A 26,321-nucleotide genomic window follows, 5' to 3' on the forward strand; every position below is an offset into this window, starting at 1 on the left:
GGGTGAGCTCGCTGTGGGCGCTGTTTTGAGCCAATCCGCAAAGTACGCGGCTTGTCTCAAAATCAGGCCTTGTCCTAAGCGGCAAAGCCGCCAAGGACAATTTCACGGCGATCTCACCCCGAATTTCTCCGCTCCAGCCGCTCAACGTTTTAACAGCCGTTTGAGCACTCACGCCATTTGGCAAGCTATGGTCAATTGATGGGGATCCACGCAATTGACGGCCATGGTTAGTGGTCACAAGCTTTAAATTGGTGACACCGGTACAGTCTGTCTGATGAACTAAGGCAAGTTCTTGATGAATCAGCTGAATCGGTCAGTTTCCACCTATGAACAGTTAAGGAAACAAGTAGAGATGTTCAACCTACGCAAAAATGTCCCGACCTTCTAATCCGAATCAGTTGGTGTTGCCGTACCACCTCAAAAAAGGGCAATCGGTTGACCTCTAGCTTGCAAAACCACTTCGTCAAATCCTTCGCCTCGATTGCAGATAGGCACAATTCTGCCTAGCAACCGCCTCAGGACGCGTGGCTCAGCGGTGAGATTATTCTTAGCGATTTATCGCTTAGAATAAGGCCTGATTTTGAGACAAGCCGCCGGGCTTGCGGATTGGCTCAAAACAGTGCCCACCGCGTTCCAGCCACGACAAACGTCCTGAGGCGGTTGCGTCCCCACCCAAACCCACTACGCCCGCAATCAAGCGCAAGGATAGCAACAAACCCTCAATCCCCAGCAGTCGTCACCGAACTACTATTACTGCTACTAGCATTAGGATCGTTCGTCGTGGTACTTCCCTTGACCACCGTGCGAGTCAAGGCGTTGACCTTTTTCAAGGACTCGTTTTTGGTACCTTTATGTTGTACCATGACATTCCAAACCGGGACGTAGATCACACTACCGCGCACATCGATCAGTTCGGAGTATCCTAAGCGGTACCACACGATTTTCGAATTGGCGGGGAGCTCGCTGGAGGTATACAAGAGTTGGATCGCGTCTTGGGCGCTGATCGTGGTTTGCTTTTCCCGCAAAACGGTGACGTTGGGCAAATAGGTCTGGGTATAACCGGTAATGACGTCGTTGTTGACGTTGAAGGTCAGGGTCCCTTGGGCGTCCAAAACGACGCCTTGTTTGATTTTCTGGGCAAAAACCAGGGTGTTCTTGGGGTCGGACATGCCGGCGATATACGTGTATTGGTCACCATAAAGGACATTATCGGCGCTCTTGATGAAGTTTTTCAATTCACTGATCATTTGTTTCTTATTATATGTTAGCGGTGTGTTGAATTGGCTGGTTAGTTTATGGGTATCGTAATTATAAGAGGTGGTTTGCCCGGTTAATTGGGCCAAGCTTTTGACCAGTAAATCTTCGGTTTTGCTGGCCAAATAGAAGCCTTCATCGCTGTCATCGGAGAGTTTATCCACGGTAATGTGGTCATCTTTCATGTCTTGGGCGATGGCTTCAGCGTCGGACAAGTTAGTGGTCGTCGTATAGGGTGTGTCGCTGTCATTTTGGGTGAATGAGGCGAACAGGAAAATGTCCAACGCGAGGAAAACGATCAAGAAAATCAATTCAATTCGCCGAAAGTCCATTAGTTAGTCGCCTCCGTTTGCGTTTTATCGTTGATCCAGGTTTGATAGGTCTGCCAACGGTCGTTGATCTTGGCGTAATAAGTCGGCTTCAGATCAACGATGTCCGCCTCTTCTTGGTCGGTGATCCACTGATAACCAACCACCAGATCTTGGATCTCGCCTTTGCGGTATCCTGCAGCGATCAACTTCTGCAAGATCGTCGCGGTGGCGGGCAAAGTGACTTGACCATTGGCTGCAGGCACCGGCACTTGGAGGACCCGACTGGAGAATTTGATGTGGCTGCCGGAACGAGAGAAGGTGATTTTGACCGCACCGAAATCGCTTTGTTGGAAGATGGGGAACCCTTCAACAAAACTGCGAAAAGCGATCGTTTTTTTAGTATTGTCGGCATCATAATAGCGAATATCCGTCAAGGGATTGCCGATACTGTTCAACATGGTGAAGCCGCTCTCCTGCAAGCGATTCAGGCTTTCTGGGATGGTCGTGCGGCTGTTGTCGACGAACTCCAGCTGATCACTGCGATGGTCGACGATCAATTGATTATGATAACTGCCGCCGCCATAATAAACCGTTTGGCCGCCTGATTCCCGGGACTCCACATTGGCGTTGTTATCACTACTCATTAGCGCCGAAATATAGGTAGTTTCATTGCGCCGATTGATCAAGTAACTATACGGCTGTAGTTTCACGCTATCACTGAAGAAGAGCCGCGGCTGACCAGATAGTGTCTCTTGGGTCACCTTGACCTTGAAATCGCATTTATTGATCAGGGTGGCGACCGGATCGGCGTCCGCTTTGCTCACGCGGCTTTCCCAAACGCTTTGCGTGCGATCATCCAAGAAGTAAACGTGGTCCAAATCACCGGTCAAATTGAAGATGATGCGATCAAAAGCATGGTCGGTGGTGGCGCTTTTTAGACTGTCTTGCTTGGCAACCTCGCCGAACAGCTGGGTGGAAAGTTGATCGGCATAAATCAACTGCACCGAGCCATTCAACGCCATTAGGTCGGCGTATCGCTTGGTACTCCGGTGCGATGAGCGGTAGGACCAGTTCGCCATCAACTTGCGAATTTCCAGCACAAGGTTTTCCTTGTGGTTATAAACCAGTTGTTGGTTGCCTTTTTGGTCGACCTTGACCACTTCGGTTGGTAAGAAAACTTGGCTCAGCGCCTGTTGATTGGTGATCAACGCTGTGGTGACCGTGGATTCTGTGTCCGATTTACGTTCATACCGCTGGTTGTTGGTCCAAATCAAATACGACAACACTAAACTGATCAGAATCGCCACAATCAGAACAAACCGCACTAACAGATTAGTTTTCCGCATCCCACTCATCTCCATTCTCATATGATTGATATGGCAACGAAATGTAGAACGTTGACCCCCGACCCTCGGCGCTATCGACCCAAATATGACCGTGATGGGCTTCGACGACTTCCTTGGAGATTGCTAGGCCCAAGCCCGTCCCACCTTGCTTCCGTGAGCGGGCCTTATCGACCCGGTAGAACCGGTCAAAAATCTTATTGATATCCTTTCGCGGGATCCCCAGGCCTTGGTCACTGATGCTGACCACCACACTCTGTTGATTTTCGATCAGCCGCGCGGTGATCACCCCACCATCTGGGGAATATTTAATGGCATTGTTCATGATATTATCGATCACTTGCATCATTTTATCGGTATCCAGCTCCACCCACAGGTCCCGGGGCGCAAATTCCCGTTTGATGCTATAAGTCTTCTGGGGCAGGTGATGGAAGCCATCGCCGCGCTCATTCTCGGTTTTGATCATCATGTCAAACCGATCGAGAATATAATTGAAGAACTCATTGAGATTGACATATTCCAATTCCATCTTCGCTGTCCCTTGGTCCATCCGCGACAGGGCCAACAGTTCATTGATCATCCGGATCATCCGGTCGGTTTCTTCTTGTGTCACACTGAGAAATTGCGGGGCTAATTTCGGATCTTGCCAAGCGCCATCGTTCAACGCTTCAATATAACTGCGCACGCTAGTCAACGGCGTCCGCAATTCATGGGACACATTGGAAACGAATTCCCGGCGCTCGTGCTCATTTTTTTCCTGCTCGGTAATATCGTGGAGCACACAGACCAACCCATTGATAAAACCAGTTTCCCGCTGGATCAAGGAGAAATCGACGTGCAAGATCATCTCTTGGTCTAGCCCCGGCGCCAACTTCGGATCGTCGGTGGTCGTGCTGCCCAGATTAGCTGGGCCGGTCGTGTTGCCGTGGTGTTCGCGAATGATTTTATTCGGCTCGATCACCATTTCTTGCTTGGTCTCCAAAAGGTCCCGGAAAGAATAATCCTGCTCGATCCCCAACACCTTCAAAATTGATTCGCCGATCATTTCGTCACTGGTGGTGTTCAAGAAATTCAAGGCTGTTTCATTGATGATCGTCACTTTACCACGGCGATCCGTCGCGATCACGCCGTCGGTCATATGGCTCAAAACCGAGTCCAACCGCCGCCGCTCCGCATCGGAAACCTCTTGTGCTTCCTCCACGCGGATCGACAAGTTGTTGACGGCAACCGCTAATTGTCCCAACTCATCTTGCCCATAGATCCGAACTTGCCCCGAATAATCCCCGTCCGCCATCCGAATCGCTTGCTTCTTCATCTCATCGATCGGTTGCGTGATTGCCCGGGCAATAAAGATCGAGATCACCATCCCCAACAAACCCGCGACCAAGGAGGCCGTCAAGAAAATCAGGGTGATCGAATTGATATTACGGTAAACATCATCCATGCTCGCCCGCACATAAATGGCGCCGACGACCTGATTGGCGTCTGCACCTGGATTCGTCAACGGCGTAATGGCTGTGTAGTAACTACCATGTCCATCTGACGTGATTTGCGTTTGCTTGTGGTTGGCGTAAATCCCTTTTTTGATGCCCGAATTTGGTGTTCGTTGACCAATATCGCCTTGATCATTGGCGTTACTCGTTCCCCGAACCACCAATTTATTATCCACCACCAGAACTTCTGAAATCGACGCATTATCGATCTCGCCGACGATCGTTTTGATGTTACGATTGGCTGTATCGGTGTCGTTACTGGTCAGTTCGCTGGCCAATTGACTGGTGATATAAGGTTGCACCACGATCGATTCTTCAAAGGTCTTAATGTTCTGCTGTTCCAATTGCTTCACGAAATAAGCCCCGATGATCTCGATCGTGGTCAAGAGCAGCAACATGAAAACAATGGCGATCTTAAAATGAATCGACTGAAACGGTCTGATTCTCTCATTCATGATTTCTAGGCGTTACGTTCTCCGCTATAACGTTACGCGTGATTCACTTCCTTAATTGGTGCCAACAAGGCGCGCCCCAAGTCTGACTAAAGACGCCGTCGGGCAAAATAATCATGGCTCCAGGGCCAACTGGTCAAGCCTAACGAAGCCGGCCACAACCGGCCCCGCGCCAAGCCCACAATAACAAAAGACCGCGAAACTCTCAGAGGCGTTACGCTCCTGATCAGCTCGGTACGGCTGGGTTTCACGGTCTTAGCTGATACTAGCCAAAAACTTATTCACTATCCACGTTTTTCAAATAATAACCCACGCCCCGACGCGTCATGATCCAGTCCGGGTGGCTAGGATTGTCTTCGATCTTCTCCCGCAAACGCCGCACCGTCACATCTACCGTGCGCACATCGCCGAAATAATCGTAACCCCAAACGGTTTGTAACAAATGTTCGCGCGTCATCACCTGACCAATATGTTTAGCCAAATAATGCAGCAACTCAAACTCACGGTGCGTCAATTCAATCTTCTCACCGCGTTTAGAAACATCATAGGCGTCAGGGAAAATCGTCAGATCACCCACATCGATTTCGTGGTGATCCTCCTCTTCGCTGTCCGCCGCAACCTTGGCTTGACGGCGTAAATTGGCCTTGACCCGCGCCACTAATTCACGGTTAGAGAAAGGTTTGGTGACATAATCATCCGCGCCTAACTCCAGTCCGATGACTTTATCGATTTCAGAATCCTTCGCGGTGACCATAATAATCGGCATATCGTGGGTCTTACGGACTTCACGGGCCACTTCAAGCCCATCGATCTTCGGTAACATCAAGTCCAATAAAATTAAATCAGGGTTGACTTCTTCTACTTTTTTAAGCGCTTCTTCACCATCATAGGCCACATAAACGTCGTAGCCTTCCTTGGTCAGCGAGAATTTGACAATATCAGAGATTGGTTTCTCATCATCGACAACTAAGATTTTTTTTGCCATTGACATGGTTCCTCCTTAGAGACGTTCCATCTACTGCTCTCAATTATACTAATAAACCCGGTTGACAACAACCCATGGCAGAGTGCGAACCGACCCGGGTAGCTCCTGAGCATTAGCCTAGCAATTGTTTTGGAAGCCGTACTTTGCTTCCGGAACAATTGCGTAGCTAAGCGCAGGGAGCTGGGTCGGTGAGCACGTTTCGAGTGCGGAACACAACGGGTAGCTCCTGAGCTAGGATTCAAAAAAGGAGCTGGTCCGCAGCTTGCGCTGCGCGTGACGTTGGTGGATTGTAGATGTGGTGGGGCCCCAGGTCGGGCTGGGGGTGGTGGAACGCGGCGGGCACGATTTTGAGCTTTTCGGAAGTGCGCCGAAAATCTCAAAACTCGGCCTTATTGTAGGCGATAAATCGCCAACAATAATATCGCGGCTGACTCACCCCCAGCCCGACCTTCCGCCAACTAGTAAACAGCCCACCAACGCCCGCGCAACCAACTAGTAAACAGCCCACCAACGCCCGCGCAACACAACCTGCTCAGTCGTCCTTTCCATCATAAGCAATCCCGCTAGCTGACAAGCTATCTCACGTGGATGTAGTTTTTCGCAATTAACGACCGTGGTTGGTGATCACAATTCTTAAATTGGTAACACCAGTGAAGTCCACCGGATGAACTCGGACACTATTTGATGAATCGGCCAAATTGGTCGGTTTCCAACCAAAATTTGTTTAAATTTATGAAACATAGTTATTTGCACGACCGGAAATGTACCGACCTATTTAACCAAATCTGTTGGTATTGTTGTACCACCCAAAAAGTGGGTAATGGTCTGACCGCTAGCTTGCAAAAGAACTTCGTCGAATCCTTCGACTCGATTGCAAATCAGCTCAATTCTGCCCAGCAACCGGTTCGGGCCATGCGGCTCAGCGGTGAAATTGTCCTTGGCGGCTTTGCCGCTTAGGACAAGGCTCGATTTGAAGACAAGCCGCTGGGCTTGCGGATTGGCTTCAAACGATGCCCACTGCGTTCCAGCCGCGACAATGGCCCGAACCGGTTGCGCTCACGCGCAACACCCACCAAGAACTGCAACCAAACGTAGGTTCAAGAACAGAAACCAAACATTCCTGTTCACCAGCGGCACGGTTTGAACAAGGCTCCCATCATACCACAATTACGCGCAAACACTAGATTTCAGCTCTAGTTTCGTCAATAATTAGAAAAAAATCAAGAAAAAGTGCTTAGAAGGGTTGCTAGTCCCGCTTTCCTATGCTAAGATATTTAAGTCGTCAGATTTACTTGGGTGGTTAGCTCAGCTGGCAGAGCAACGGACTCTTAATCCGTGGGTCCAGGGTTCGATCCCCTGACCACCCATTAACTGATATTAACCAGCAATCACGCAGCGTTAAAACGCCGTGGTTGCTGGTTTTTTTGTACCCTCATTTATAATAGAAAAGTAGCTGACAGGATAACATGACCGTCAAAATGACCGTCACGGATCAGCTAGAAGTCTAAATAATTAACTAGCTTTTGTGCTACTTCCTTGTTTTGGTTCTTAGTAACATGACTATATATATTTAACGTTGTGGCCACATCAGCATGCCCTAATCTTAATTGAACTTCTTTAATCGTTGCTCCTGCTGAAAACAATGCTGAACAATGCGAATGCCTAAAGCCGTGGATCGTAATTGGTTTTAAATTATGTTCGGCGATGATTGGCTTCAACCATTTAGCAGGAGTATTAAGCGACTTATAGCCGTTCTTAGAATTAGCAAAGATTAACTGCTTAGGTTGCAAAGTGTTATAGCCTAGCATGAAGTATTTGCGTTTCTGAACAGTTTTCCAGTGTTTAAGATAGTTTACTGTCGTAGGGTCTAACTCGATTGTACGGCGTGAGTTTTTAGTCTTAGGTGATTGAACTATTTGCTTACCGCCCTTACCTTGGGTCAATGTTTTATTAATTCTCATCGTGCTATCAGTGAAATTAATATCATTCCATGTTAAAGCTAGACACTCGCCACGACGAACACCACAGAAAGCTAACACTCTAAACAGCGTATATTTTTCAGTTTCTTTTCCAGGGTCAATATAGCTAAAGAATGTTTCTAATTGTTCTTTATCCCAAAAATTCTCTGGAGCATCGCCTGCTGATGCGTGTTTCTTAGGCAATGTAACCAATTTGGCGATGTTTTTTTCAATATATCCCCGCTTTAGAGCAAACTCAAAGACATTAACAACATAGTTATACCAACGTTTATAGTTACGTGTGGCAATCTTAAACCACTTATTAACGGCTTTTTGTATTTGATCGACTGTAATAGTCCTAATGCGATATTTCCCTAGAGCTGGTAGAATATGATTATCAAACATGCCTGCCGTTCTATTCCAAGTGCTCTCACTTACAGTATTGATATAAGCTTGATACCATTCGTTATAGACAGCAGAAAATAGAATATTGTTATCTTTTTTAAGGTTTCCTTGTGATGCGTCAAGCTCCAGTCTAGACGCTACAAGCGAAGCCTCTTTTTTTGTCTTAAAACCACGTCTAACCGTATGTTTTGGGCGTCCCGTTTGGGGGTTAATGCCAACGTAAACATCAGTTTTCCATAGCTTAGTACCGTCTTTTAATTCGTACTGCTTAAATGATGCCATAGTTATCAACCTTTCATAGCTTGCTGGCGGGCGTGCTATGTATGAGGTTATATGACGACAAACTAATTCTTAGTAGTTATTTTTATTTGAAATGCCATTAGCTAATGTAGCTAATTCGTTTAATGCTTTTTGAAGAATTTCTGATATTTTAAAATAAACTTCTTTGTTCATATCGTCATAAAATAACGAACCATTACTGTCTTTTTCTGTTTGAACCATAGATGATAACTTACCGTCTTTTGGGTGTGCTTTTGTATTCTTAATTGGATCGATATAGTAATCACTTTTAATTTTATCCAAAAGTTCATATATTGATTTCCGAGTTGTCATCACAGCATTGTAATCAGTACCACCTCTTCCATCAAGGAACGTTACAGCTTTTCCAATTTTGGTTTGTAAACTATCACTTTCCAAGATCCTATGTGATTTTATTAAACGATTAATTTCAGCGATTATACGTTCCTTGTTATAGCCCGTAGCATCAAACCACAAGTCCCAACCCTCTGGATCATTTGTTTCAGCTTTTAAATATTGTGCAGGGACATCAAGAATTTTTTCCATTTTGTCCCAGGTATCATCATCAGGTATTCTTTTACTTTTTTCATAATAACTAACAGCTTGTTGAGATACACCGAGTTGTTTAGCTAATTGCTGTTGACTGATGAGTTTTCTTTCTCTTGCTTCTTTTATGCGGTTCATAATACACCTCCATTAATAACATTATAAACGGCGCAACAACAAAATACAACGGTGTTGTTGATATTTGGAGATAAATGTTTTACAATTCCTTTGTACAACGGTGTTGTATCAAATGGAATGGAGGTTTACCTGTGAATAAAGCGAATGAAGACATTCGACTCTTAATCGGTAAAAATTTGTTGAAGTATTGGCAAGTAGCCGAAGCAATCGGTATTAGTTCGTTTACGTTTTCCGTATGGCTTAGAACACCATTAACAGACGAACGAAAAGCACGAGTAGAAGAAGCAATCAATAAGCTAGCGAACCAAACATATTAAAGAAAGCTGGTTTTAGCGATGCAAAAGATTAAAGAATATTTTGGCCTAGGCAATGGCTTAGATGCTGATTTAATCATCATCGGTTTTAGTAGCCTACTCATCGCCGTTTTCAGCGTTTGGCTATGGTCAGTATCAATCACAGGACTTTAAAGGAGGTGAGAAAATGGCAAGCGAGTTAAAAATAGCTATACCTGATGAAGCATCAGCAGAGATTACAGCGATGTTTATATCATCAGCACAAAAGGCTTTTGATGAGTTAATGCGTAAACAATCGTACCCGCCTTATATGAACCAAGGGCAAGCAAGCGACTATTTACACGTAAGTATTAAGACATTTAAAAAGTTAAATATCCCAGTAGTTAGCTTAGACGGTGTGGCCAGGTATTCTAAAAAATCACTAGATCAATATTGCAAAGATAACGAAATTTAAAAATCACGCTGGCGGGCGTGCTTATTAATTAAGGAGTAAACATTATGGATAACACTAATCGTTTTTTTATTAATCACGATGTGGAACAAGACGAACCACTAGTAACTGTTATAGAAGTTTTATGTAACATCGCTGGTATTTATCGGGGTACTGAAAACATCACACTAGAACATGCTAAAGACTTAGCAGAAATGGCAATCAATGAATTAAGCGATACTGAAACTTATGGTGATTTAGTTATGAAGTTACTACCAGATACAAGGAATTAGAGAGGCTGCATCATGAATAAGGGCAAAAAAATAACCGTTGTATTTAGTCCTGGCAGACCACAACGGGTATAAACGAAAACGGCTTGATATAGCTGTTTATTGCCTTTATTATACAGCATTTAACATATTTAATAAAGGGAGCTAATTCAGCAATGACAAAAGAAAAATTAAGCAATCAGATTAAGCGATTGGAAAATGCCCAATGATTTACGGTCAGACAGGGCTTCACACTAACCAACTAATAGGCGTAAAAGAAACTCATCATAACAGTACTTTAGATGACTTTAATTTCATTAAGGAGATTAACCCACAGAATGCAATAAGCGCCGTTACGCTTGATAATATTAGCGAATTTAAGCAGTCACAGGCTAAGTATTTCATCGCTGGTAATATGGCTAATCTAACTCGTAGCAATGACAATCTATTAACTCGATCAGTCCTATCTTTAGATTTTGACCAGGTAAATAATGAAGATAAATTACTAGAGACATTTAACAAGGTATTTGCCAATACTGCTTTTATTCGTTACCCGTCAATCAACTATGGCTTTAAAGGCGCTAGGTATCGGCTGATATTAGCCGTTGATCGTTCATTTAACTCTGATGAGTATGACAGGATATATTCTTATTTTGCGAAGCATTTACCACTTGATACAGGCGCTAAGGCGTGGTCTCAGTTATTCGGTTTACCAATTATCAACCGTTATAGTGTGAAGCTAACTAATAAGGGCTATCTGATACACGAGGGAAAGCCGTTAAACGTTGATAAGACACTATCACTATGTGAAAGCACAAAACCACAACCAACTAAAGGCTTTATTACAACCCACCGACCAACTAGAAACTACACAGCAAGAGTGGTCAATGAAACCAATACGCCTATTACAGACGGGAAAAGGCACACAGCGCTCACTAGCTATTGTGGCAAGTTATTTAGAACAGAATTAAGCGCGTCAATGATTTATGAGTTATTGAACCTGAAAAATAACTATTGTGACCCGCCACTAAGTCAAAAAGAAATAGATGCGATTTATTCAAACATCGCTAATAAAGAAATTCTCAAAGGGGGTTAGCGTTTGGCAGAAATAAATGAAGTCATAGATAAAGTTGACGAAGCTAGAAAGTCTAAGAAAGAAAAAACGTTAGTACCGTTTGATGTTACATCGCTAGAATACCCTCCCGAAGAATGGCTGAACGATAAAAAGAACCGTGATAGGTTACTCAAAGAATTTAATCACGATTTATCACCTACTCCAGTCTGGCTAGATATTTATTTTGTCATTAAGTCAAGAAACAGAGACCCATATTATAGACTGGTAACCATGATTGATGAAGTGAAATACGGCGATCAATTTTTAAAAGAAAATATGATTAAGCGATTTAGTGCTTTACCTCAAGGAGCATTATATGATCACAAAATAGGGCGCTGGCGTGTATTAGGTAAGAACGAAGCCAAGGACTTAATAGAGCGCCACGCCACAAGCGATTTAACTAGTTGGGGTGTCTATGATGATGCTACTGTTACAAAGATACAAAAATATATCACCCGTTCGAGTTATGACTATACGCTTAGCGACAAAAACCCGTTTGAAGAAATTAACCCACAATTAGCTTTATTTAAAAGTGGTACTTATAACTTTAAAACAAATGCGATGCAACCTAATAACCCTGATGACTATATTTTAAATTATCATGATTATGAAGTTGATCCAGCCAATAATAAAGCGCCTGAAACAGATAAGCTACTTAATAAGATGATGGGTGATGCTGATACTTTCTTCAAAGAATATATAGGCTACTGCTTTTATCGAAGCTATGAACCGTTCCAAACCATTTTATTTTTGCACGGTACAGGCGGTAACGGTAAAAGCACATTATTAAATCATATTCTAGGCAAAGTGCTAGGCAAAAAGAATTATTCAGCGGTAACACCACAAGAATTAGCTAATGATCGTTTTAAAGTTGTCCAATTATACGGCAAAGAGATTAATTCAGTAGCCGACATCAAAGGCGGTTATTTATCTGATACGGCTGTTTTGAAGAAAGTTTCAAGCGGTGGTGATCCAATCGAAGCGGAGTATAAAGGACTACAAGGCTTTCAATTCGTTAATTATGCCAAGCTAGTTTTTAGTGCTAATGATTTACCAACCTTTAGCGATGATACAGAGGGCTTAGCAGATAGATTAAAGGTTATCAATTTCATCAATGGTAATGCAAGAAAGAACCGTGGCTGGTGGTCACAATTCGATATGGATCTTATCAGTGATGAAACGCCCGCTTTTGCCATGGAATGTATTCAACTATTCAAGAAAGCCTTAGATCGTCAAGAATGGTCATTAACTGACGCTGTACAAGTAGCTAGTGAAGAATGGCTAGACAGTAACAATCACTTTAAAGAATTTGTAAATGAAGTACTGATTATTGATACTACCAGCAAAAAAGGCGAAAAAGCAGTAGATATTAATACTTCCTATAAAATATTTTGCGACAGAAACGGTTATAAATGCTCAACCAGTGGGAGCGTTGTAAAAACATCTTTAGAAAAGTATGGCGTTCAGAGAAAGCATACAACAGCATCACCAAGCACTAGCGATAAAACTAACACAAGTCGTTATATAGGCGTTACTTTTAACCCACACAATACTGACTATTTACCACAAAACAGCTAATTTTACATGGTTTCATGCAAAAATTGCATGCCTTTTTAAGCAAACGTGCAATTAAGAAACGGCTCTATATAGGTGTTTATAGCTACTTTTTGCACGTTTTGCATGATATTTTGCTAATATTTAAATTTAAAAGTAAAAAATACACATGTGTGTAATTTTATATATAAAGAATAGAGTAGACCCCTAAAAACGTGCAAAACATGCAAAAAACGCCTTGTATCGTTGATATAACAGCATTTCATCATTGCACACTTTACGAATAAGCCATGCAAAATGCGTGCAAAATCATGTAACTAATAACATAAAAGGAGACTTACACATGCAAGAGATAGCTAGTGACGAATTAAACAGAGTATTACATCTATTACCACGTGGTAGTGAACAGCTAATAACTGCTAATGAGATTAGCCAAGTAACAGGAATTGATAAGCGAACAGTCTATAAAGACATCGCCTTATTAATTAATCGCTACAACGTCCCTATTGGTGGCTTGCGAAGTGACGGCAAGCGCGGTTACTTTATCATCACCAATGAAGCAGAACGCAAACAAGCCCTTGCCAGTCTTAGGAAACAGAGTGTTGAAATGCTCAAGCGAATTAATAAGGTGGACAAGATCGAACTATAATACAAAAGCAGTCACGTTTAATAGCGTGGCTGTTTTAGTTTAAATTGGAGTGATGATAATGGACAAAGCTATTTATAACCACGTTGAAAAATTGCTTAGAGACTACCCTAAGCTTGATAAGTATATAGAGCAAGCGGTAGCAAGTCATGGCGTGTTAACCATCGCCGACAACAGGTATATTTATAATCTTAAAGCTTCAAAAGAAATCATAAGCGACTGTTTAGAAACGTGTGATGAGATCACCTTACAGATTATCAGCGAGCTATACTTCAAACCATACTCGACTGCTACCATAACTAGTTTACCAATGAAGCTACATCTTAGCCGTTCACAGGTAGCTAGAAGACGTATAGCACTGTTTAAAGAGTTACAAAGGAAATTAGGTTGGTAACCGAACAATACAGCAACGATAAGTATTTAGATAGATATATAACATGTAGTTAATCATAGTGAGGTAAATAGTTGAACCAACTAACTAACTAAACCATTGGAAGTAAAGCTAACTTAATCAATCAATAAAGCGATGCAATCAACTACTAATATCAATCAGTAACACTAACAGTAGCAATAGATACAACCACGAAGAAAGCGACTATCTAAGCGATGCAAGCAACCAGTAGTAACGCAAACGCTCGACAATAGTTAGCCATACCCTAGCCGTTATGTATCGCGTTATACCATACCCCCATTTTATTAGGGGGCTAGGGGTAAGAATATTAAAGAAACGTCCTGAGGTTTTCTTCGTATAAAACTCCCAAAATGGAAAGCTTTAAGAACAGTCTCATACCCAGCTACCCCCATGCCAACCAGATACGTTCATTTCTAGGAAACCACACAACGGGAAGGTTGAAGGGAAAAAACATACTTAAACATTTATCACGCGAGTAAACCACCCCGGGGATCATTCCAATCGGTTATTTTTCGTACTGGAAACCGGTGGGATGGGTTGACTTCCATAATGTTATTTTGCCATACACGTATAGGGGGCTATAAGGCGTTCTAAGCGACTTTAAATAAACCCGTATAACTACACTAAAAGCCCCCCACTCGCCGTTAAATCAACACTATTATAGGGATATGGGGCATAGGGAGTTTTTTCCGAACATCATGGAAATCTGAGCAAAAAGAGGTGCTATGTTACCACAAATGTTACTATTTAATACTTTTTGACGTTATTCCATAATCACCCAAGGAAATAAAAAAACACTATCCAATTAGCTTGAATAGTGACATGCACGCCCACCAAAAATAGCTTATTTTTTAAACATGACCGTCAAAATGACCTTCACTGCTTTAAATTACATCACCCTATACCTTATAAACACTGGTATCTAGGCAATTATGTTATATGTGTACTCAAACCCCTGACCACCCATTAATCGATATTAACCAGTGATCACGCAGCGTTCAGTCGCCGTGGTTGCTGGTTTTTTTAATGGCCTTTTTGGGTCTATATTTTTGGGTCTAGAATTTTTGGTGTTGAAAGATGATCTCACATCAGGAGTTCTAGACCTTTTTTGATGGCAAAAACGACTCTTTGGCACCTGGTGTTGAAAGTTAGTTTTTTGTCCCCTTTTGGATCCGGTTTGGTGTTCAATTCAGCGACCACTTTCCGCCCTAAATCGACAAGGTGACGTGGGCTTGATCTGGCTGACGCTTCCGATTTCGTGAGAACAACGTGAAAGTTATGGCTTATTGGACCCATAGTGTTCACCAGGGCATAAATCCTGATAAATTAGCTTTTTTTGGATAAATTAACCGTTTTTACGCGGCGTTTTCTACAATCAATGTTATAATAGTGACGAGGCTTGCTCACATTTATTTTTGGCGATGTGGGCAAAAACCGGTTGATTATTGGGGGCGGTCTGGGGCCGCGTTTTTAATGAAAGGAGTTGGCATTTCAAAATCTTGAAGGATTATGAAAAAGTTGTCAGGCAGCCACACTTATGGGTGATTTTGGTGGGCTGGCTTATTTTAGTTGGTGGGCAATGGGTCGGGGCGAATCATGAGCAAGATGGTGCGTTGGGCCCAGCGCGGTTTGAAGGTCAGGTGGTCCAGGCGGCCACAACTACCGAACAACCGGCGACACCAGCGTCAGGAACAAATCAAACCGACGGGAATCAAGCGGACGCAACTACGACTGAACCCGACCCGGACGAGGGAACATCGATAACGCCAGATCCAGGTGAAAATGAACCTGTTTTAGTGCCGAATCGGTTCGTCGGCGTCATTAATTATCAAGCGAATGGTGGCGCGAAGCTTTGGGCTTTCACCCAAGGTCAATTGACTTGGACTGGGCGCTACTTAAAAACCGGCACCCGTTGGCAAGTTTATGGCTCAGCGGAAATCGGCGGTCAGCGTTATTATAATTTAGGCCATAACCAATGGCTACTGGCGAAATATCTGGTCACGACCGGGGCTTGGGCGCAGACGCCGCAACCGTTCAAAGGCGTGGCCACGATCACCTATGTGCCTCATTATGGCATCGCCGTTTATCGCGGTCCGAGCACGAATTATGGGCGAACGGGGCAGAAGTTGCAGACGGGCTCGCGCTGGCGGGTCTCACACCGCGTGAAAACGGCGACCGACACCTGGTATTGCGTGGGGCGGCAGCAATGGCTCAATGGCCGCAACATTGTTGTGACCGGCGCCACGTACCCAACGAGCGTGCGGCTCAAGGTGCCCATCGTGAATCAGCGACCCGAACTACCCAACGGTTGTGAGATCACGGCGGTCACCATGATGGTCAATTTCGCCGGTAATCGCGTCAACAAACTACAACTCGCCGCCGTTATGCCCCGGAGTAAGAGCGATCCTAATCTGGGATATTTAGGCAACCCAGCTGGTTATGGGATCACGATTTTTCCACCGGCTTTAATGGGCGTGGTCCGCAAGTATACTGGTAACGCCAAGAATTTAACGGGGCTAGGCTTAGACGGACTGGCCTATCAGCTCAGTTCGGGCCATCCTGTGGTCACTTGGCACACGCTTCACGGCTTCCCGTATCATGCGCTCACGGTCACTGGTTACGACCAAGGTCGAATTTACTTCAATGACTGTTGGACGGGCAAGGCCAGCAGCATGACGCGACAACAATTTTTGAGAAATTGGCAAACACAAGCCCAACGCGCGATTTCGTACTAGATCGATCCGGGGCCACCAAGTACCCGCTTCAGTGTTGGACATATTTTCTAACGAACAATGGAACAACAAACAAAAGGTGGAGGACGAAATGAAGGTAACAAAGAATCAGCATTTACGCTTAACCGGGTTATTATTGGCCGCTAGTGTCGGCCTGATTCTGGGCAAACCGGCACCCGTCGTTGGCGCCGCAACCACAACTGAACCAGCAACAACCACCGCCGCAACAACCAACAAAGCTAGCACGAAGATCGTTGAACAACCGTTTCACGCGGTGGGCTGGGTCGCTTATGTGCCCCATTATGGCATCGAATTATGGCGTTCACCGGTGGAACCCCGTGGCATGACTGGGCGTAAGCTGGCCCATGGCTCCTCATGGAAAATATTCGCGGCGTATCGTGAGGGTGACCATTATTGGTACAAATTGGGCACCAACCAATGGATGGATGGGCGCTATATTTCCTTAACGCCGGTCAGCGCTGATCGCAAGGTTGACGCGAAAATCAAACGCAACGTGGTCCGGATCAGCGGCACGGCGCCAGTTTACGCTGTCCCCAACGGTCGCGTGACAGGCAAAACCCTGAAGAATCGGACTTATTGGAAATTTGGCGACCGTAAAATTTCCGGCGACCATATGTGGTACTCGCTAGGTGGTAACCAATGGGTCAAGGATTCCTGGGCCAAAGAAGCTGTCCCTTATCAAAATCCTAGCCGCTATTATCAAGTCAATTATCAAACCATCAAACCTACCGGCCAAGTTGGCTATAACTTGATCCGCGGTTCCGAAGGGATCAAAACTTGGCTAACACTGCGAGCGCTGGGCTTGAACAGCGGCTACGCCAATATGTCCGGTTACGCGCAAAGTGCCGTGGCCAGTTTCCAACGGCGTCATGGCCTACCTGCAACCGGCGTGGTCAATCAAGCAACTTGGGTCAAGTTAGGCTTCAAGGCCAGCACCTGGACCAGTATCGATAGCTGGATCTACCCACTGCAAGCGCCATGGTACACCGATCGCTCGGCGCATATCGAAGCGATGATCAAGGCTGCTTATAGCTATTTGGGCAAGCCGTTCATCGTGGGGGCCTCCTCTTCTTACGCTTATGGCGTTGACTGTTCCGGCCTCGTGACCCAAGCCTTGTATGCAGGCGGTATCAACCCACTACCCGTTTCCTCGATCCAACACGCTCAACCAGGCAACGAGTGGAATTCACGCCAATTAGCCGTTGCTAGTGGACTGAAACAAGTCAGCTACGCCAGTCGCCAACGGGGGGATTTGATTTTCTATACCAACCCAAGTGATCATCGCGTTTGGCACGTGGCCATTTACCTCGGCAACAACCAAGTCATCGAATCCTGGCCATCCCATGTGATGGTCCAGCCAATCAAGAACGGCCAGCGTAATTGGGTCACCTCTGTTTCCCGGCCATTCTTATAAAACACACACCACAAATCGTACCAGCATTACCAACAAAAAAGGATCGCGCCTGACCAGCGTGATCCTTTTTGTATTGACTTCGAACTATTGGGGCGCTTGCCCGTGAGTGTGGCCTATCACCCAACGCTAAATTCAACTAACACTTCAACGCTAGACAACATTTCCTGCATTCTCTACCTACCAAAAAACAACCTGAAATTAATCAGGCCGTTTTCATCAATTATTTGATGCTATTTACGATAAAACAAGTCATCGTGAGATCCCGTCGCAATCAAAAAAAGTTTGAGTTGCTTATGATCAATTTGATAAATCAATAACCAATCAGGTTCAATGTGTAATTCTTTAAATCCTTGATAGGATCCCTTCAAAAAATGATCGAAATACTGGGATTTAAGTTCTTGTGTTCGACCGGAGACAATCAATTGAATGACCGTTTCCAGTTTCCGCATATCGTAATGCTTCCGTCGTAACTTCTTGGCACTTCTCAAAAATGAGCTTGTGTATGTCACAGACTCAATCATTGTTGATATCGTCCATCAATTCTTTGACCGAACTGACTGTTTTCGTTTGACCCATTTTCATTTCCATAATTGAAGCTTCGAGCGGGCTTAATTTAACTGCAAACGGTAAGCCTTTTTCAGCAATCACCTGATTTAGAAAGACTCTGATTCCTGTGGTTAAATCCATTCCTAATGCTTCCAAAATTTCTTGTGATTCTTTTTTTGTGTCTTCATCAATTCTAACATTAATTGACGCCATCGTAATCACCTCTAACGGTTATTGTAAAGCAAAAACAATACGTTGTAAATAAACTTGTTCATAATTGGGCTGAATGCCTCACCACTTGCCCACACTGCTAGCCGGCCGCACTGGTGTAATATTTGAGTCCAGTCTTCCAAACCCCAAAATAGACGACCCAGAAAAAAACAGCGCACACCACTCGGAATCACAAAGCTGGTTGTGTTTCACGACGGTCTCTTGCTTTTCTTCATAAAAAAATACCCCATCATAATCCGATGAGGTAATTGTCGTCCAGCTAGGACAGAAACATAAGCCGTCATATCAGCTGTTGCTGTTTACTTTCTTAGTTTCGTTATCTTGGCTGCATTAGCTTTCTTCTGACCCTGAATCCCCAGGAAAAAAACAATGCCTGCTAGCGCGAGGAAGAAAAGACTGAGATAGAACAGGGGGCTACTAGCGAGAGTGATTCCAAGGTCAGGAAACTCCTTAGCATCCTGAGCCACCAGAACAGAGGTAACAATGAACAGAAGCAACCCTCCAATCAGGTAAATCCCACCGATCTTCCGATACCTTACCAGTTGTTGTTGCGCGCTTCGTTCCTTGAAATAACTGTAATGATAACCTAACGATAAAATGAAGAACAGCAGAATAATGTAGAGATAGTCGCTCTTATAGACAGGATAGCCCCTAAGTCCTGGCCAAATGGAGCAGCCAATTAATGCAATCACACCAAGGATAAAGTAGACCTTGCCCATTCTAAAATATTCCTTCATCATCACTGACTAGCCTCCAGTATCGTTAGCCCATCGTCTTGATGGACACCACATCATTGTAAGTCTGGCGAGCATACCAATTGCTCTGTCCTGCACCCCAACCCATTGAAATAAATTTGATCGATCATTAATAGCCCCCCCATTAATGATCGACACACTTGTTGCAACAAATTGATTATACATCGGAATGATGGCGCTTTCAACGTAAAAATAATTTATTTTTTATTTTTTAATCGACAAGGGTGAATCTTGTGAGATGCTAGCCGGCCGCACTGGTGTAATGGCGTAATCCGACTTTCCAAACGCCAAAATAGGCGATCAAGAGAAAGACCGGCCCACTCAAGATCACATAAAGAGTGGCGGTCCAGGACGACTGCGGGAACAACAACAGCGAGAGGGGATAATAGCCGTACAGGCCAAAGGGGATGATCGTCATGATGATCTTGACAAAGTTGGGATAGATCTCCAAGGGGTAGCGATTCAGTTGGAGGATCTGGTAGATGATCGATTTCAGTCCTTCCGTTGAGGTGAACCAAAACGCGGTGGACGAGATCGTTAAGTAAATCGCCTCTAAACCCATGAGCGCCGAGAATGTGGCCAAGATGAAAATCAGGATCTTGCCCGGGCCGGCGACGATCTGACAGGATGCCAGGGCGCCTAGAAACATTAAAAACGAGACAATGATCTCAAAAATCGATTCCTCATCCAATTCGAAAATGACAAATTGAAACAGGTCGTTGACCGGTCGAACTAAGAAAATATCCAATTCACCATCGAAAATCAAAAAAGGAATCTCCAGCGTGTTCACGAAAAAGAACTCCCAAATCGACAATAAAAACAAGGTATACGTAAATAGGGCAAACATTTCTGAAATGCCCCAAGCATAAATCGACCCTACTTGATTCAAGATCAACCAGATCGAAAAGAAGGTCGCCAGCGAGTCGAGCAAATAGCCCAGGCTACTGGTCAAGAGATTGGCGCGATATAGCCCGATGCGCCGAATATCCATTTTGAAAAAATCTCGATAAAGTTTGAGATAGCGTTTGATTTTTAGCATGGCTAGCCTCCCGCGATTTCAATGTGCGCGCGCATTTTGCTGTAGACCTGCGTCGTGATCAGGATCAAGATCAGCAACCAGGCCAGCTGCGGGTATAACTGCCGCCAACTGATCTCAGACATCGTCAACGTCAGTAACGGTAGCCCCTGCATCGCATAAAAGGGGGTGACCTTGGCCACCGCCGCCAACCAGTGGGGATAGATCGTGATCGGTAACATCCCTCCGCCGAAAATCATGACCAGCCCCGTATAAAGCGACAGCATGCCGCCGTTGCGGAAGGTGACAAAGGAGAGAATGCCGATCAGAAAGCCCATCACAAAGGACAACAAATATCCCAGCAACAAGACCAGCAGCGTCAAAAGGACGGCCCCGAAATCCTTGGCGACCATGAAGTTGATCTTGAACACGAAAACATAAATCAGGATCAGTGGGAAAATGGTGAACAGGGTCAAGTACAGTGATTTACCCAACTGCGTGAAAAAGATGTTCTTCCAATAATCAAGCGGCCGCACAAAATCATAAATGATCGTGCCTTTTTTGACTTGATAGGCGATCGTTTTCGAGATCTCGGCGGCTGGCATCAGGATCGTGTAGGCGGTCGCCAAAATCGCGTAGCTGGAAATCATTTCACTGGCCGCCAAACTGATATTGCCCGTTTTTTGCGTGGAGGTCCAGACGAAGTATTGAATGCCCGCCGCTAATAACGCCCCCACGACTGTCATGATCGTGTCGAAATAATAGTAGCTTTGGCGTTTGAATTGACAAGAAATATAGGCAAAAATCACCTCAAGCGCCCCCTTTCCGCTGGGCGCGCAACAGTAAGATCATTTCCAGATTATTGGGCAAGACCGTGATCCCTTTGACCGCTTGTTGCGTTAACAAAGGGACCTGCTGAATAAAGGCGGTCGTCGTGATCAAGCGCTGATCAAGCAAGCAAATGATGTTCGTGTTGTTGCGTTGATAAATCGTGACCCCGGGAATGGTTTTCAAATCCGTGACCCCTTGGACCGCCACCCGCTGATAGGCCGCGTATTGATCCTTAAAGCGATCCAAATCACCGTCATACCCGACCTGACCTTGCTCCAACAATAATAAGCGGTTCGCGATTTTCTCCACGTCGGCCATTTCATGGGACGTATACAAAATCGTGGTTCGCTTCTCCCGATTGATCTGGAGCAACAAGTCCAAAACGGCGGCCCTGGTCGCGACATCCAGCCCCAAGGTCGGTTCATCCAGAAAAACAATTTCAGGCTGATGGAGCAACGCCGCGATGAACTCGCCGCGCATCCGTTGGCCCAAAGACAATTCCCGCACCGGTTGCTTGAGAAACGACCCGACCTGCAGCCGCTCAACTAATTCAGCCAGCCAAATTTGATCCGCGTGATCGGTCCGCTGATACATTTTTTGAAGAAAGTAAAACGAATCCTGCAAAGGCAATTCCCACCAAAGCTGGGATTTTTGCCCCATTAGCGTGCCGACGCGGGGGGCGATTTTTTTCCGTTCAGCCATGGGGTCGTGTCCCAAAACAGTTACCGAACCGGATGTTTTGCGCAAAATACCCAGGAGAATCTTGATAGTGGTGGATTTCCCAGCCCCATTCTCACCAACATAGCCGAGAACATCGCCCGCGCGCACCTGAAAATTGATGTTTGCTAGCGCATTGATTGTTCGATAACTGGGATGAAGGAAATTACTCAGTTTATTTCTCGATTTATCCGCTTCACGAACCCGATAATTCATCGTGACCTGTTTGACTGTAATTAATTCATTTTCCATGTTTCACCAACTTCAATAGACTTGATCGAAATGCTGTCCCCCTACCGCTCCTCAGGCCGGGTTAGCGGATCACAAGCGGCCGCTTCATCGCCGGATCCGCGCTTTGCTAAGTGGACCCGCTGACGGAAAAATTAGACCAACGAGTTAAATTATCATAATTCTTTTTCAGAGATTATCGCCAGCGGCCGCGCCACGGATCGATCAGTTATAAACAAAGACTATCACTTTGATTTGAAAATAACAATGAGATTTTTCGGAAAATAACAAACCGATCCCAGTTATCTAAAATTTTCTAACCGTATTTGCAATGAATTTCAGACCCATTCCAATTTTATCAACAATTTCGGCAACCGGTCTTTTCATAATTATCAACCAATACCTCATTTAGGTGGTGCGTTGACGCATTTTTTTGTGTCCGGGCAATTTCGTTAGGCAAGCACGCTCGCTGGCGCGTTCACTGCGGATGAGCAGGTCCGCGACTGAAAAGTTGGCACAAAAATAGCGCCCACCTTGGACAGCGGTGAGCACTATTTTGAGTTATAATTAAGTCAGTTCAATTTACCAAACTATCAAACCAATGAACCAAACAGTGCGGAACGCAACGGGTTGACTTTAGGCATTAACCTAACCAGGATTTTAAAAGCTGATTTTGCTTCCAGAATCTTGGTGTAGTTAAGCGGAAAAGTCAGTTGCGTGTAGCGCATTTCAGAAAAGAGTGCGAGCTGGCCCGGGTAGTTCCTGAGCATTAGTCTAGCAAAGATTTTGGAAGCCGCATTTTGCTTCCGGAGCCTTTGCGTAGCTAAGCGGAAGAAGCTGACCCGGCGAACACCATTCAGAAAAGGAGTCTGTGCAATGACATTTTTCAAGGAATTCTGGACCAAAAAACAAATAATCGATTTAGCGCTGACGTTAGGCGGCCTGCTACTGATCAATTGGCTATTGACGCTGTTCACCACCATCCCCTTCAAGTGGTGGCTGGCCGTCGCCATCACCTTGGGCGGCTTTCTGGGGAAATATCTGATGACTGCCCGCACCAACCGCAAGCAGGCGCGCGGTTAGAACCAGCGGCGCTAACTGTTGGCCTAGCAAAGAACATTTTTGGTAACCCCAGCGTGGACTAATCGCAACCGCGGCGGCGCGATTCCGAACCCACATTGGTCTTTCATCGTTGATGTGACAACATTGGCTGACGATATTGGCGTTGCCTGACTGGCGTACGCCATCACAAAACAGACGCTGTTCCCTAGGGGGCAGCGTCTGTTTGCTTGTGCTCTGATCAATTGATGTAAAGTCTTCAACTACTAAAATAAGCAGGCGACTGAAATAAGCGGGCTACCGAAACAACTGGGCAAACTCGCCATAGCCAGCGGCAGCCAATTCGCTGACAGGAATAAAGCGCAAGGCCGCGGAGTTGATGCAATAGCGTAACCCGCCCCGATCCGTGGGGCCATCTGGGAACACATGACCCAAATGAGAGGCCGCTGCCTGACTGCGAACTTCTTGACGGTGCATCCCAAAAGAATGATCGCTGTGTTCGACCACATTGGCCGGATCGATCGGTTGTGTAAATGAAGGCCAGCCGCAACCGGCGTCATATTTATCCGTGGAACTGAACAAAGGTTGCCCACTGACCACGTCCACATAGATCCCCGGTTCGAAAAATTGATCATATTGACCGCTGAAAGGCGCTTCGGTGGCCGCTTTTTGGGTGACCGCATATTGTTCGGCGGTCAGACGCCGTTTCAAATCGGCGGCAGATTCTGTTGTTTCTCGCATATGGCTCACTCCTAACAGGCAATTAGATTGTTAACAACCTAATTGTAGCTTGCCGGAGCGAGATGACAACTATTCTGCTTACCGTGGTTGGCAGTTTATAGCGTGTCCGCAGCTTGCGCTGCGAAATTCGGGGTGAGCTCGCTGTGGGCGTCACTTTGAGCTTTTCGGAAGGGCGCCGAAAATCTCAAAGCTGAGCCTTGTCCTAAGCGGCAAAGCCGCCAAGGTCAATTTCACGGCGATCTCACCCCGAATTTCTCCGCTCCAGCCGCTCAACGTTATAACAGTCGTTTGAGCACTCACGCCGACTGGCAAGCTATGGCCAATTGATGGGGATTCACGCAATTAACGGCCGTGGTTAGTGGTCACCAGCTTTAAATTGGTGACACCAGTACAGTCTGCCTGATGAACAAACCTAGTTCTCAGTGAATCAGCTGAATCGATCGGTTTCCACCCAAGGATTGTTAAGAAAACGAGTACAGATCTTCAACCTACACAAAATATACCGACCTACTAATCCGAATCAGTTGGTATTGCTGTACCACCCCAAAAGGGACGATTGGTTGACCTCTAGCTTGCGAAACCATTTCGTCAAAGCCTTCGCCTTGATTGCAGATAGGCTCAATTCTGTTCAGCAACCGGCTGGGACTGCGCGGCTCTATCCAGAGTGCGAGCCGACCTGGTCAGCTTCCGAGCATTAGCCTAGCAACTATTTTGGAGGCTGGTTTGTGCCTCCGGAATAGTTGCGTAGCTAAGCGGAAGGAGCTGGGTCGGTGAACACATTTCCAGTCCGCATCAGCAGTCCCAGCCGGTTGCGCTCACGCGCAACACCCATCACATTCGCAATCAAGCAAACCTGAACAACAGAAATCGTCAGGCCTGCAAATCAGCGCTAACCACTCGCCGAGCGCGTGTTGGCCACCATAACACCAAAGCGCCCGCGCCAAGCAACAACGCCAGCCACCCCAGCAGTACCAGCGTGGTCAGCAAAGGACTGCCTTGCCCCATGGTCACAGACAAATAACGATCCGCCGCGCCATTAAGATTGAAGTAGCTCAGCGGTGACCACCAAACAGCTGGCAGTACCAGACTCAACACACAGATCAAGCTGGTGCCAAAAAAGCTGAGCAGCCCGGAATGACTGACCAGCGCCACTAATTGCGCCAAAGCGAACGCGCAAAGGGTCAACAAATAAAGCCAACCGAATTTCAGGAGAACATTTTGCCACAAGGGCATGAAGCTGAAGCGTTTGGCGGTTTGCCAAACAAGAATGGGATAACCAAGGCTACCTGGCGCTCCGAAAAGCAAGCTGCCAACCATGAATCCAGCGAAGAACAGCGCCAGTGTGACCAACGCCGCCACGGCCTTCACGGCGAAATTACTGAAGTATTGATATCGAGGTGACAACTGTTGCAATTGTAGCCAATGACTACCCGCGGCTTTTTTCCGTAGGGAGCTGGGGAAGTCCAAGCTGAACAGCAACAAACAGCTCACCACCAAGGCGATGGCGAGCGGCTGGCGCAACTGATATTGCAAATAGTACCAACCATTGGTGTAGAACCGGCGGCCGAAACGCGGCCCATACTGCTGGTATTGCGCTTCGGTGCCGAGGAAGTTCTGTTTCGTCGTTTCATGGTTCAAGATCCGCGCCGGATAAAACGGCGTCAGTCCTTGCCGCTGCACCAAGCTCAACTCCCGAATGGTCAGATCCACTTCCTGCGCTTTATAAAAAATCGAACCATCCTGCCGATTGCCCGGAATCACGGCAGCGAAGGGAACTTGCTGGGGCAATTGGGCCACCTGCGCCGCCGTTCCAAACGTGCGCACCAGGCTATTCAAGTATTGACGTTGATAGCGTCGCGGCTGCTTGAGGGCTTGGCGTTCCAATTGAAAGCCCAGAGTTTCTTCGCTGTCGGTGCCAAACAATTTAGTAAACCGTTGGCTGTTTTTGACCAAATGTTGCTGATAAGCTTGCACATATTGCCGCTGTTGCCGCTGCTGCTGCGCCAGACCGAACCACAATAAGAGCAGTAAGCCTAAGAAAATACCCAAAAACGGCCAACGACGCCGCAGCAAACGCCATTGGAGTTGATGATACGCCTGGGTTTGACTGTTTTCCCTCATTCGAATCTCC

The 26,321-nt window shown here is 45.7% G+C and carries 29 protein-coding genes and 1 tRNA gene; 13 read left to right on the top strand and 17 right to left on the bottom strand.

The window, feature by feature from the left end:
• The 5 genes from EKM94_RS10520 to yycF all read right to left on the bottom strand — a co-directional run.
• On the bottom strand, positions 1–238 hold a 238-nt coding region (locus tag EKM94_RS10520), incomplete at its 3' end, for a hypothetical protein (RefSeq protein ID WP_164511204.1).
• A 481-nt stretch (positions 239–719) separates the two neighbouring features.
• Positions 720–1,586 (bottom strand): two-component system regulatory protein YycI, encoded by an 867-nt coding sequence (locus tag EKM94_RS10525; RefSeq protein ID WP_125601583.1) that lies wholly within the window; start codon positions 1,584–1,586, stop codon positions 720–722.
• Positions 1,586–2,911, bottom strand: a complete 1,326-nt coding sequence (locus EKM94_RS10530; protein ID WP_164511205.1) for a YycH family regulatory protein — start codon at positions 2,909–2,911, stop codon at positions 1,586–1,588. Before EKM94_RS10530 ends, EKM94_RS10525 begins: the two co-directional genes overlap by 1 nt.
• The gene (locus tag EKM94_RS10535; RefSeq protein ID WP_125601588.1) at positions 2,898–4,856 is read right to left on the bottom strand and encodes a cell wall metabolism sensor histidine kinase WalK; all 1,959 of its coding nucleotides are present in this window, start codon (positions 4,854–4,856) and stop codon (positions 2,898–2,900) included. Before EKM94_RS10535 ends, EKM94_RS10530 begins: the two co-directional genes overlap by 14 nt.
• A gap of 274 nt (positions 4,857–5,130) precedes the next feature.
• Positions 5,131–5,838, bottom strand: a complete 708-nt coding sequence (gene yycF / locus EKM94_RS10540; RefSeq protein WP_125601591.1) for a response regulator YycF — start codon at positions 5,836–5,838, stop codon at positions 5,131–5,133.
• Positions 5,839–6,763: 925 nt separating this feature from the next.
• Here yycF and EKM94_RS10545 point away from each other — a divergent pair.
• On the top strand, positions 6,764–6,982 hold the full coding sequence (locus tag EKM94_RS10545) for a hypothetical protein (protein ID WP_125601593.1): 219 nt from the start codon (positions 6,764–6,766) through the stop codon (positions 6,980–6,982).
• Between the two features lie 150 nt (positions 6,983–7,132).
• Positions 7,133–7,205, top strand: a tRNA-Lys gene (locus EKM94_RS10550).
• Between the two features lie 129 nt (positions 7,206–7,334).
• Here EKM94_RS10550 and EKM94_RS10555 read toward each other — a convergent pair.
• Positions 7,335–8,483 (bottom strand): tyrosine-type recombinase/integrase, encoded by a 1,149-nt coding sequence (locus tag EKM94_RS10555; RefSeq protein ID WP_125601596.1) that lies wholly within the window; start codon positions 8,481–8,483, stop codon positions 7,335–7,337.
• 69 nt (positions 8,484–8,552) lie between these two features.
• Positions 8,553–9,182, bottom strand: a complete 630-nt coding sequence (locus EKM94_RS10560) for a helix-turn-helix transcriptional regulator (protein ID WP_125601598.1) — start codon at positions 9,180–9,182, stop codon at positions 8,553–8,555.
• 131 nt (positions 9,183–9,313) lie between these two features.
• On the opposite strand from EKM94_RS10560, the gene EKM94_RS10565 reads away from it, so the two are divergent.
• From EKM94_RS10565 to EKM94_RS10605, 10 genes are all read left to right on the top strand, one after another.
• On the top strand, positions 9,314–9,499 hold the full coding sequence (locus EKM94_RS10565) for a hypothetical protein (protein WP_125601602.1): 186 nt from the start codon (positions 9,314–9,316) through the stop codon (positions 9,497–9,499).
• A gap of 18 nt (positions 9,500–9,517) precedes the next feature.
• Entirely contained in the window at positions 9,518–9,649 is a 132-nt protein-coding gene (locus EKM94_RS12900; protein WP_263853257.1) for a hypothetical protein, read from the top strand.
• Positions 9,650–9,662: 13 nt separating this feature from the next.
• Positions 9,663–9,929: a hypothetical protein gene (locus EKM94_RS10570; RefSeq protein ID WP_125601606.1), complete on the top strand. Its 267-nt coding sequence runs from the start codon at positions 9,663–9,665 to the stop codon at positions 9,927–9,929.
• A gap of 44 nt (positions 9,930–9,973) precedes the next feature.
• Complete coding sequence (locus tag EKM94_RS10575) at positions 9,974–10,198, top strand: hypothetical protein (protein WP_125601609.1); 225 nt, start codon at positions 9,974–9,976, stop codon at positions 10,196–10,198.
• Between the two features lie 202 nt (positions 10,199–10,400).
• Positions 10,401–11,270: a primase alpha helix C-terminal domain-containing protein gene (locus EKM94_RS10580; protein ID WP_125601612.1), complete on the top strand. Its 870-nt coding sequence runs from the start codon at positions 10,401–10,403 to the stop codon at positions 11,268–11,270.
• Between the two features lie 3 nt (positions 11,271–11,273).
• Complete coding sequence (locus EKM94_RS10585; RefSeq protein WP_125601615.1) at positions 11,274–12,866, top strand: DNA primase family protein; 1,593 nt, start codon at positions 11,274–11,276, stop codon at positions 12,864–12,866.
• 319 nt (positions 12,867–13,185) lie between these two features.
• Positions 13,186–13,491 (top strand): HTH domain-containing protein, encoded by a 306-nt coding sequence (locus tag EKM94_RS10590; RefSeq protein ID WP_125601618.1) that lies wholly within the window; start codon positions 13,186–13,188, stop codon positions 13,489–13,491.
• Between the two features lie 58 nt (positions 13,492–13,549).
• The gene (locus tag EKM94_RS10595; protein WP_164511206.1) at positions 13,550–13,882 is read left to right on the top strand and encodes a hypothetical protein; all 333 of its coding nucleotides are present in this window, start codon (positions 13,550–13,552) and stop codon (positions 13,880–13,882) included.
• 1,568 nt (positions 13,883–15,450) lie between these two features.
• Positions 15,451–16,635: a C39 family peptidase gene (locus EKM94_RS10600; protein WP_225422213.1), complete on the top strand. Its 1,185-nt coding sequence runs from the start codon at positions 15,451–15,453 to the stop codon at positions 16,633–16,635.
• An 88-nt stretch (positions 16,636–16,723) separates the two neighbouring features.
• Positions 16,724–18,067 (top strand): C40 family peptidase, encoded by a 1,344-nt coding sequence (locus EKM94_RS10605; protein WP_225422214.1) that lies wholly within the window; start codon positions 16,724–16,726, stop codon positions 18,065–18,067.
• 230 nt (positions 18,068–18,297) lie between these two features.
• Here the strand turns inward: EKM94_RS10605 and EKM94_RS10610 are convergent, their stop codons facing one another.
• The 7 genes from EKM94_RS10610 to EKM94_RS10640 all read right to left on the bottom strand — a co-directional run bounded on the left by EKM94_RS10610 (position 18,298) and on the right by EKM94_RS10640 (position 23,280).
• Complete coding sequence (locus EKM94_RS10610; RefSeq protein ID WP_125601624.1) at positions 18,298–18,588, bottom strand: type II toxin-antitoxin system YafQ family toxin; 291 nt, start codon at positions 18,586–18,588, stop codon at positions 18,298–18,300.
• Positions 18,581–18,826, bottom strand: a complete 246-nt coding sequence (locus EKM94_RS10615; protein WP_125601626.1) for a type II toxin-antitoxin system RelB/DinJ family antitoxin — start codon at positions 18,824–18,826, stop codon at positions 18,581–18,583. Before EKM94_RS10615 ends, EKM94_RS10610 begins: the two co-directional genes overlap by 8 nt.
• Positions 18,827–19,143: 317 nt before the next feature.
• Complete coding sequence (locus EKM94_RS10620) at positions 19,144–19,584, bottom strand: hypothetical protein (RefSeq protein ID WP_125601629.1); 441 nt, start codon at positions 19,582–19,584, stop codon at positions 19,144–19,146.
• Between the two features lie 256 nt (positions 19,585–19,840).
• Positions 19,841–20,638, bottom strand: coding sequence for an ABC transporter permease (locus EKM94_RS10625; RefSeq protein WP_225422215.1), 798 nt, complete (start codon positions 20,636–20,638; stop codon positions 19,841–19,843).
• A 2-nt stretch (positions 20,639–20,640) separates the two neighbouring features.
• Positions 20,641–21,423, bottom strand: coding sequence for an ABC-2 family transporter protein (locus EKM94_RS10630; RefSeq protein WP_125601632.1), 783 nt, complete (start codon positions 21,421–21,423; stop codon positions 20,641–20,643).
• A 1-nt stretch (position 21,424) separates the two neighbouring features.
• Entirely contained in the window at positions 21,425–22,414 is a 990-nt protein-coding gene (locus tag EKM94_RS10635; protein WP_125601635.1) for an ABC transporter ATP-binding protein, read from the bottom strand.
• A 569-nt stretch (positions 22,415–22,983) separates the two neighbouring features.
• Positions 22,984–23,280, bottom strand: a complete 297-nt coding sequence (locus EKM94_RS10640; protein WP_125601638.1) for a hypothetical protein — start codon at positions 23,278–23,280, stop codon at positions 22,984–22,986.
• Here EKM94_RS10640 and EKM94_RS10645 point away from each other — a divergent pair.
• Positions 23,267–23,473 (top strand): hypothetical protein, encoded by a 207-nt coding sequence (locus EKM94_RS10645; protein WP_125601641.1) that lies wholly within the window; start codon positions 23,267–23,269, stop codon positions 23,471–23,473. The two genes, EKM94_RS10640 and EKM94_RS10645, sit on opposite strands and share 14 nt — an antisense overlap.
• Before the next feature lie 273 nt (positions 23,474–23,746).
• Here EKM94_RS10645 and msrB read toward each other — a convergent pair whose 3' ends face one another.
• The 3 genes from msrB to EKM94_RS10660 all read right to left on the bottom strand — a co-directional run bounded on the left by msrB (position 23,747) and on the right by EKM94_RS10660 (position 26,311).
• Complete coding sequence (gene msrB, locus EKM94_RS10650) at positions 23,747–24,190, bottom strand: peptide-methionine (R)-S-oxide reductase MsrB (RefSeq protein ID WP_125601644.1); 444 nt, start codon at positions 24,188–24,190, stop codon at positions 23,747–23,749.
• A 150-nt stretch (positions 24,191–24,340) separates the two neighbouring features.
• On the bottom strand, positions 24,341–24,532 hold the full coding sequence (locus EKM94_RS10655; protein WP_125601647.1) for a hypothetical protein: 192 nt from the start codon (positions 24,530–24,532) through the stop codon (positions 24,341–24,343).
• Positions 24,533–25,060: 528 nt separating this feature from the next.
• Positions 25,061–26,311 carry a hypothetical protein gene (locus EKM94_RS10660; protein WP_125601650.1) on the bottom strand — a complete coding sequence of 417 codons (1,251 nt, stop codon included), beginning with the start codon at positions 26,309–26,311 and terminating at the stop codon, positions 25,061–25,063.
• Between the last annotated feature and the right edge of the window lie 10 nt (positions 26,312–26,321).

The organism is Lapidilactobacillus achengensis (assembly GCF_003946655.1).
Lineage (GTDB): Bacteria > Bacillota > Bacilli > Lactobacillales > Lactobacillaceae > Lapidilactobacillus > Lapidilactobacillus achengensis.

Coding starts and splice junctions, on each gene's coding strand:
- EKM94_RS10525 (WP_125601583.1), bottom strand. CDS start 1,586: ATGGACTTTCGGCGAATTGAATTGATTTTCTTGATCGTTTTCCTCGCG.
- EKM94_RS10530 (WP_164511205.1), bottom strand. CDS start 2,911: ATGCGGAAAACTAATCTGTTAGTGCGGTTTGTTCTGATTGTGGCGATT.
- EKM94_RS10535 (WP_125601588.1), bottom strand. CDS start 4,856: ATGAATGAGAGAATCAGACCGTTTCAGTCGATTCATTTTAAGATCGCC.
- yycF (WP_125601591.1), bottom strand. CDS start 5,838: ATGGCAAAAAAAATCTTAGTTGTCGATGATGAGAAACCAATCTCTGAT.
- EKM94_RS10555 (WP_125601596.1), bottom strand. CDS start 8,483: ATGGCATCATTTAAGCAGTACGAATTAAAAGACGGTACTAAGCTATGG.
- EKM94_RS10560 (WP_125601598.1), bottom strand. CDS start 9,182: ATGAACCGCATAAAAGAAGCAAGAGAAAGAAAACTCATCAGTCAACAG.
- EKM94_RS12900 (WP_263853257.1), top strand. CDS start 9,518: ATGCAAAAGATTAAAGAATATTTTGGCCTAGGCAATGGCTTAGATGCT.
- EKM94_RS10570 (WP_125601606.1), top strand. CDS start 9,663: ATGGCAAGCGAGTTAAAAATAGCTATACCTGATGAAGCATCAGCAGAG.
- EKM94_RS10575 (WP_125601609.1), top strand. CDS start 9,974: ATGGATAACACTAATCGTTTTTTTATTAATCACGATGTGGAACAAGAC.
- EKM94_RS10580 (WP_125601612.1), top strand. CDS start 10,401: ATGATTTACGGTCAGACAGGGCTTCACACTAACCAACTAATAGGCGTA.
- EKM94_RS10590 (WP_125601618.1), top strand. CDS start 13,186: ATGCAAGAGATAGCTAGTGACGAATTAAACAGAGTATTACATCTATTA.
- EKM94_RS10595 (WP_164511206.1), top strand. CDS start 13,550: ATGGACAAAGCTATTTATAACCACGTTGAAAAATTGCTTAGAGACTAC.
- EKM94_RS10605 (WP_225422214.1), top strand. CDS start 16,724: ATGAAGGTAACAAAGAATCAGCATTTACGCTTAACCGGGTTATTATTG.
- EKM94_RS10610 (WP_125601624.1), bottom strand. CDS start 18,588: ATGATTGAGTCTGTGACATACACAAGCTCATTTTTGAGAAGTGCCAAG.
- EKM94_RS10615 (WP_125601626.1), bottom strand. CDS start 18,826: ATGGCGTCAATTAATGTTAGAATTGATGAAGACACAAAAAAAGAATCA.
- EKM94_RS10620 (WP_125601629.1), bottom strand. CDS start 19,584: ATGATGAAGGAATATTTTAGAATGGGCAAGGTCTACTTTATCCTTGGT.
- EKM94_RS10625 (WP_225422215.1), bottom strand. CDS start 20,638: ATGCTAAAAATCAAACGCTATCTCAAACTTTATCGAGATTTTTTCAAA.
- EKM94_RS10635 (WP_125601635.1), bottom strand. CDS start 22,414: ATGGAAAATGAATTAATTACAGTCAAACAGGTCACGATGAATTATCGG.
- EKM94_RS10645 (WP_125601641.1), top strand. CDS start 23,267: ATGACATTTTTCAAGGAATTCTGGACCAAAAAACAAATAATCGATTTA.
- msrB (WP_125601644.1), bottom strand. CDS start 24,190: ATGCGAGAAACAACAGAATCTGCCGCCGATTTGAAACGGCGTCTGACC.
- EKM94_RS10660 (WP_125601650.1), bottom strand. CDS start 26,311: ATGAGGGAAAACAGTCAAACCCAGGCGTATCATCAACTCCAATGGCGT.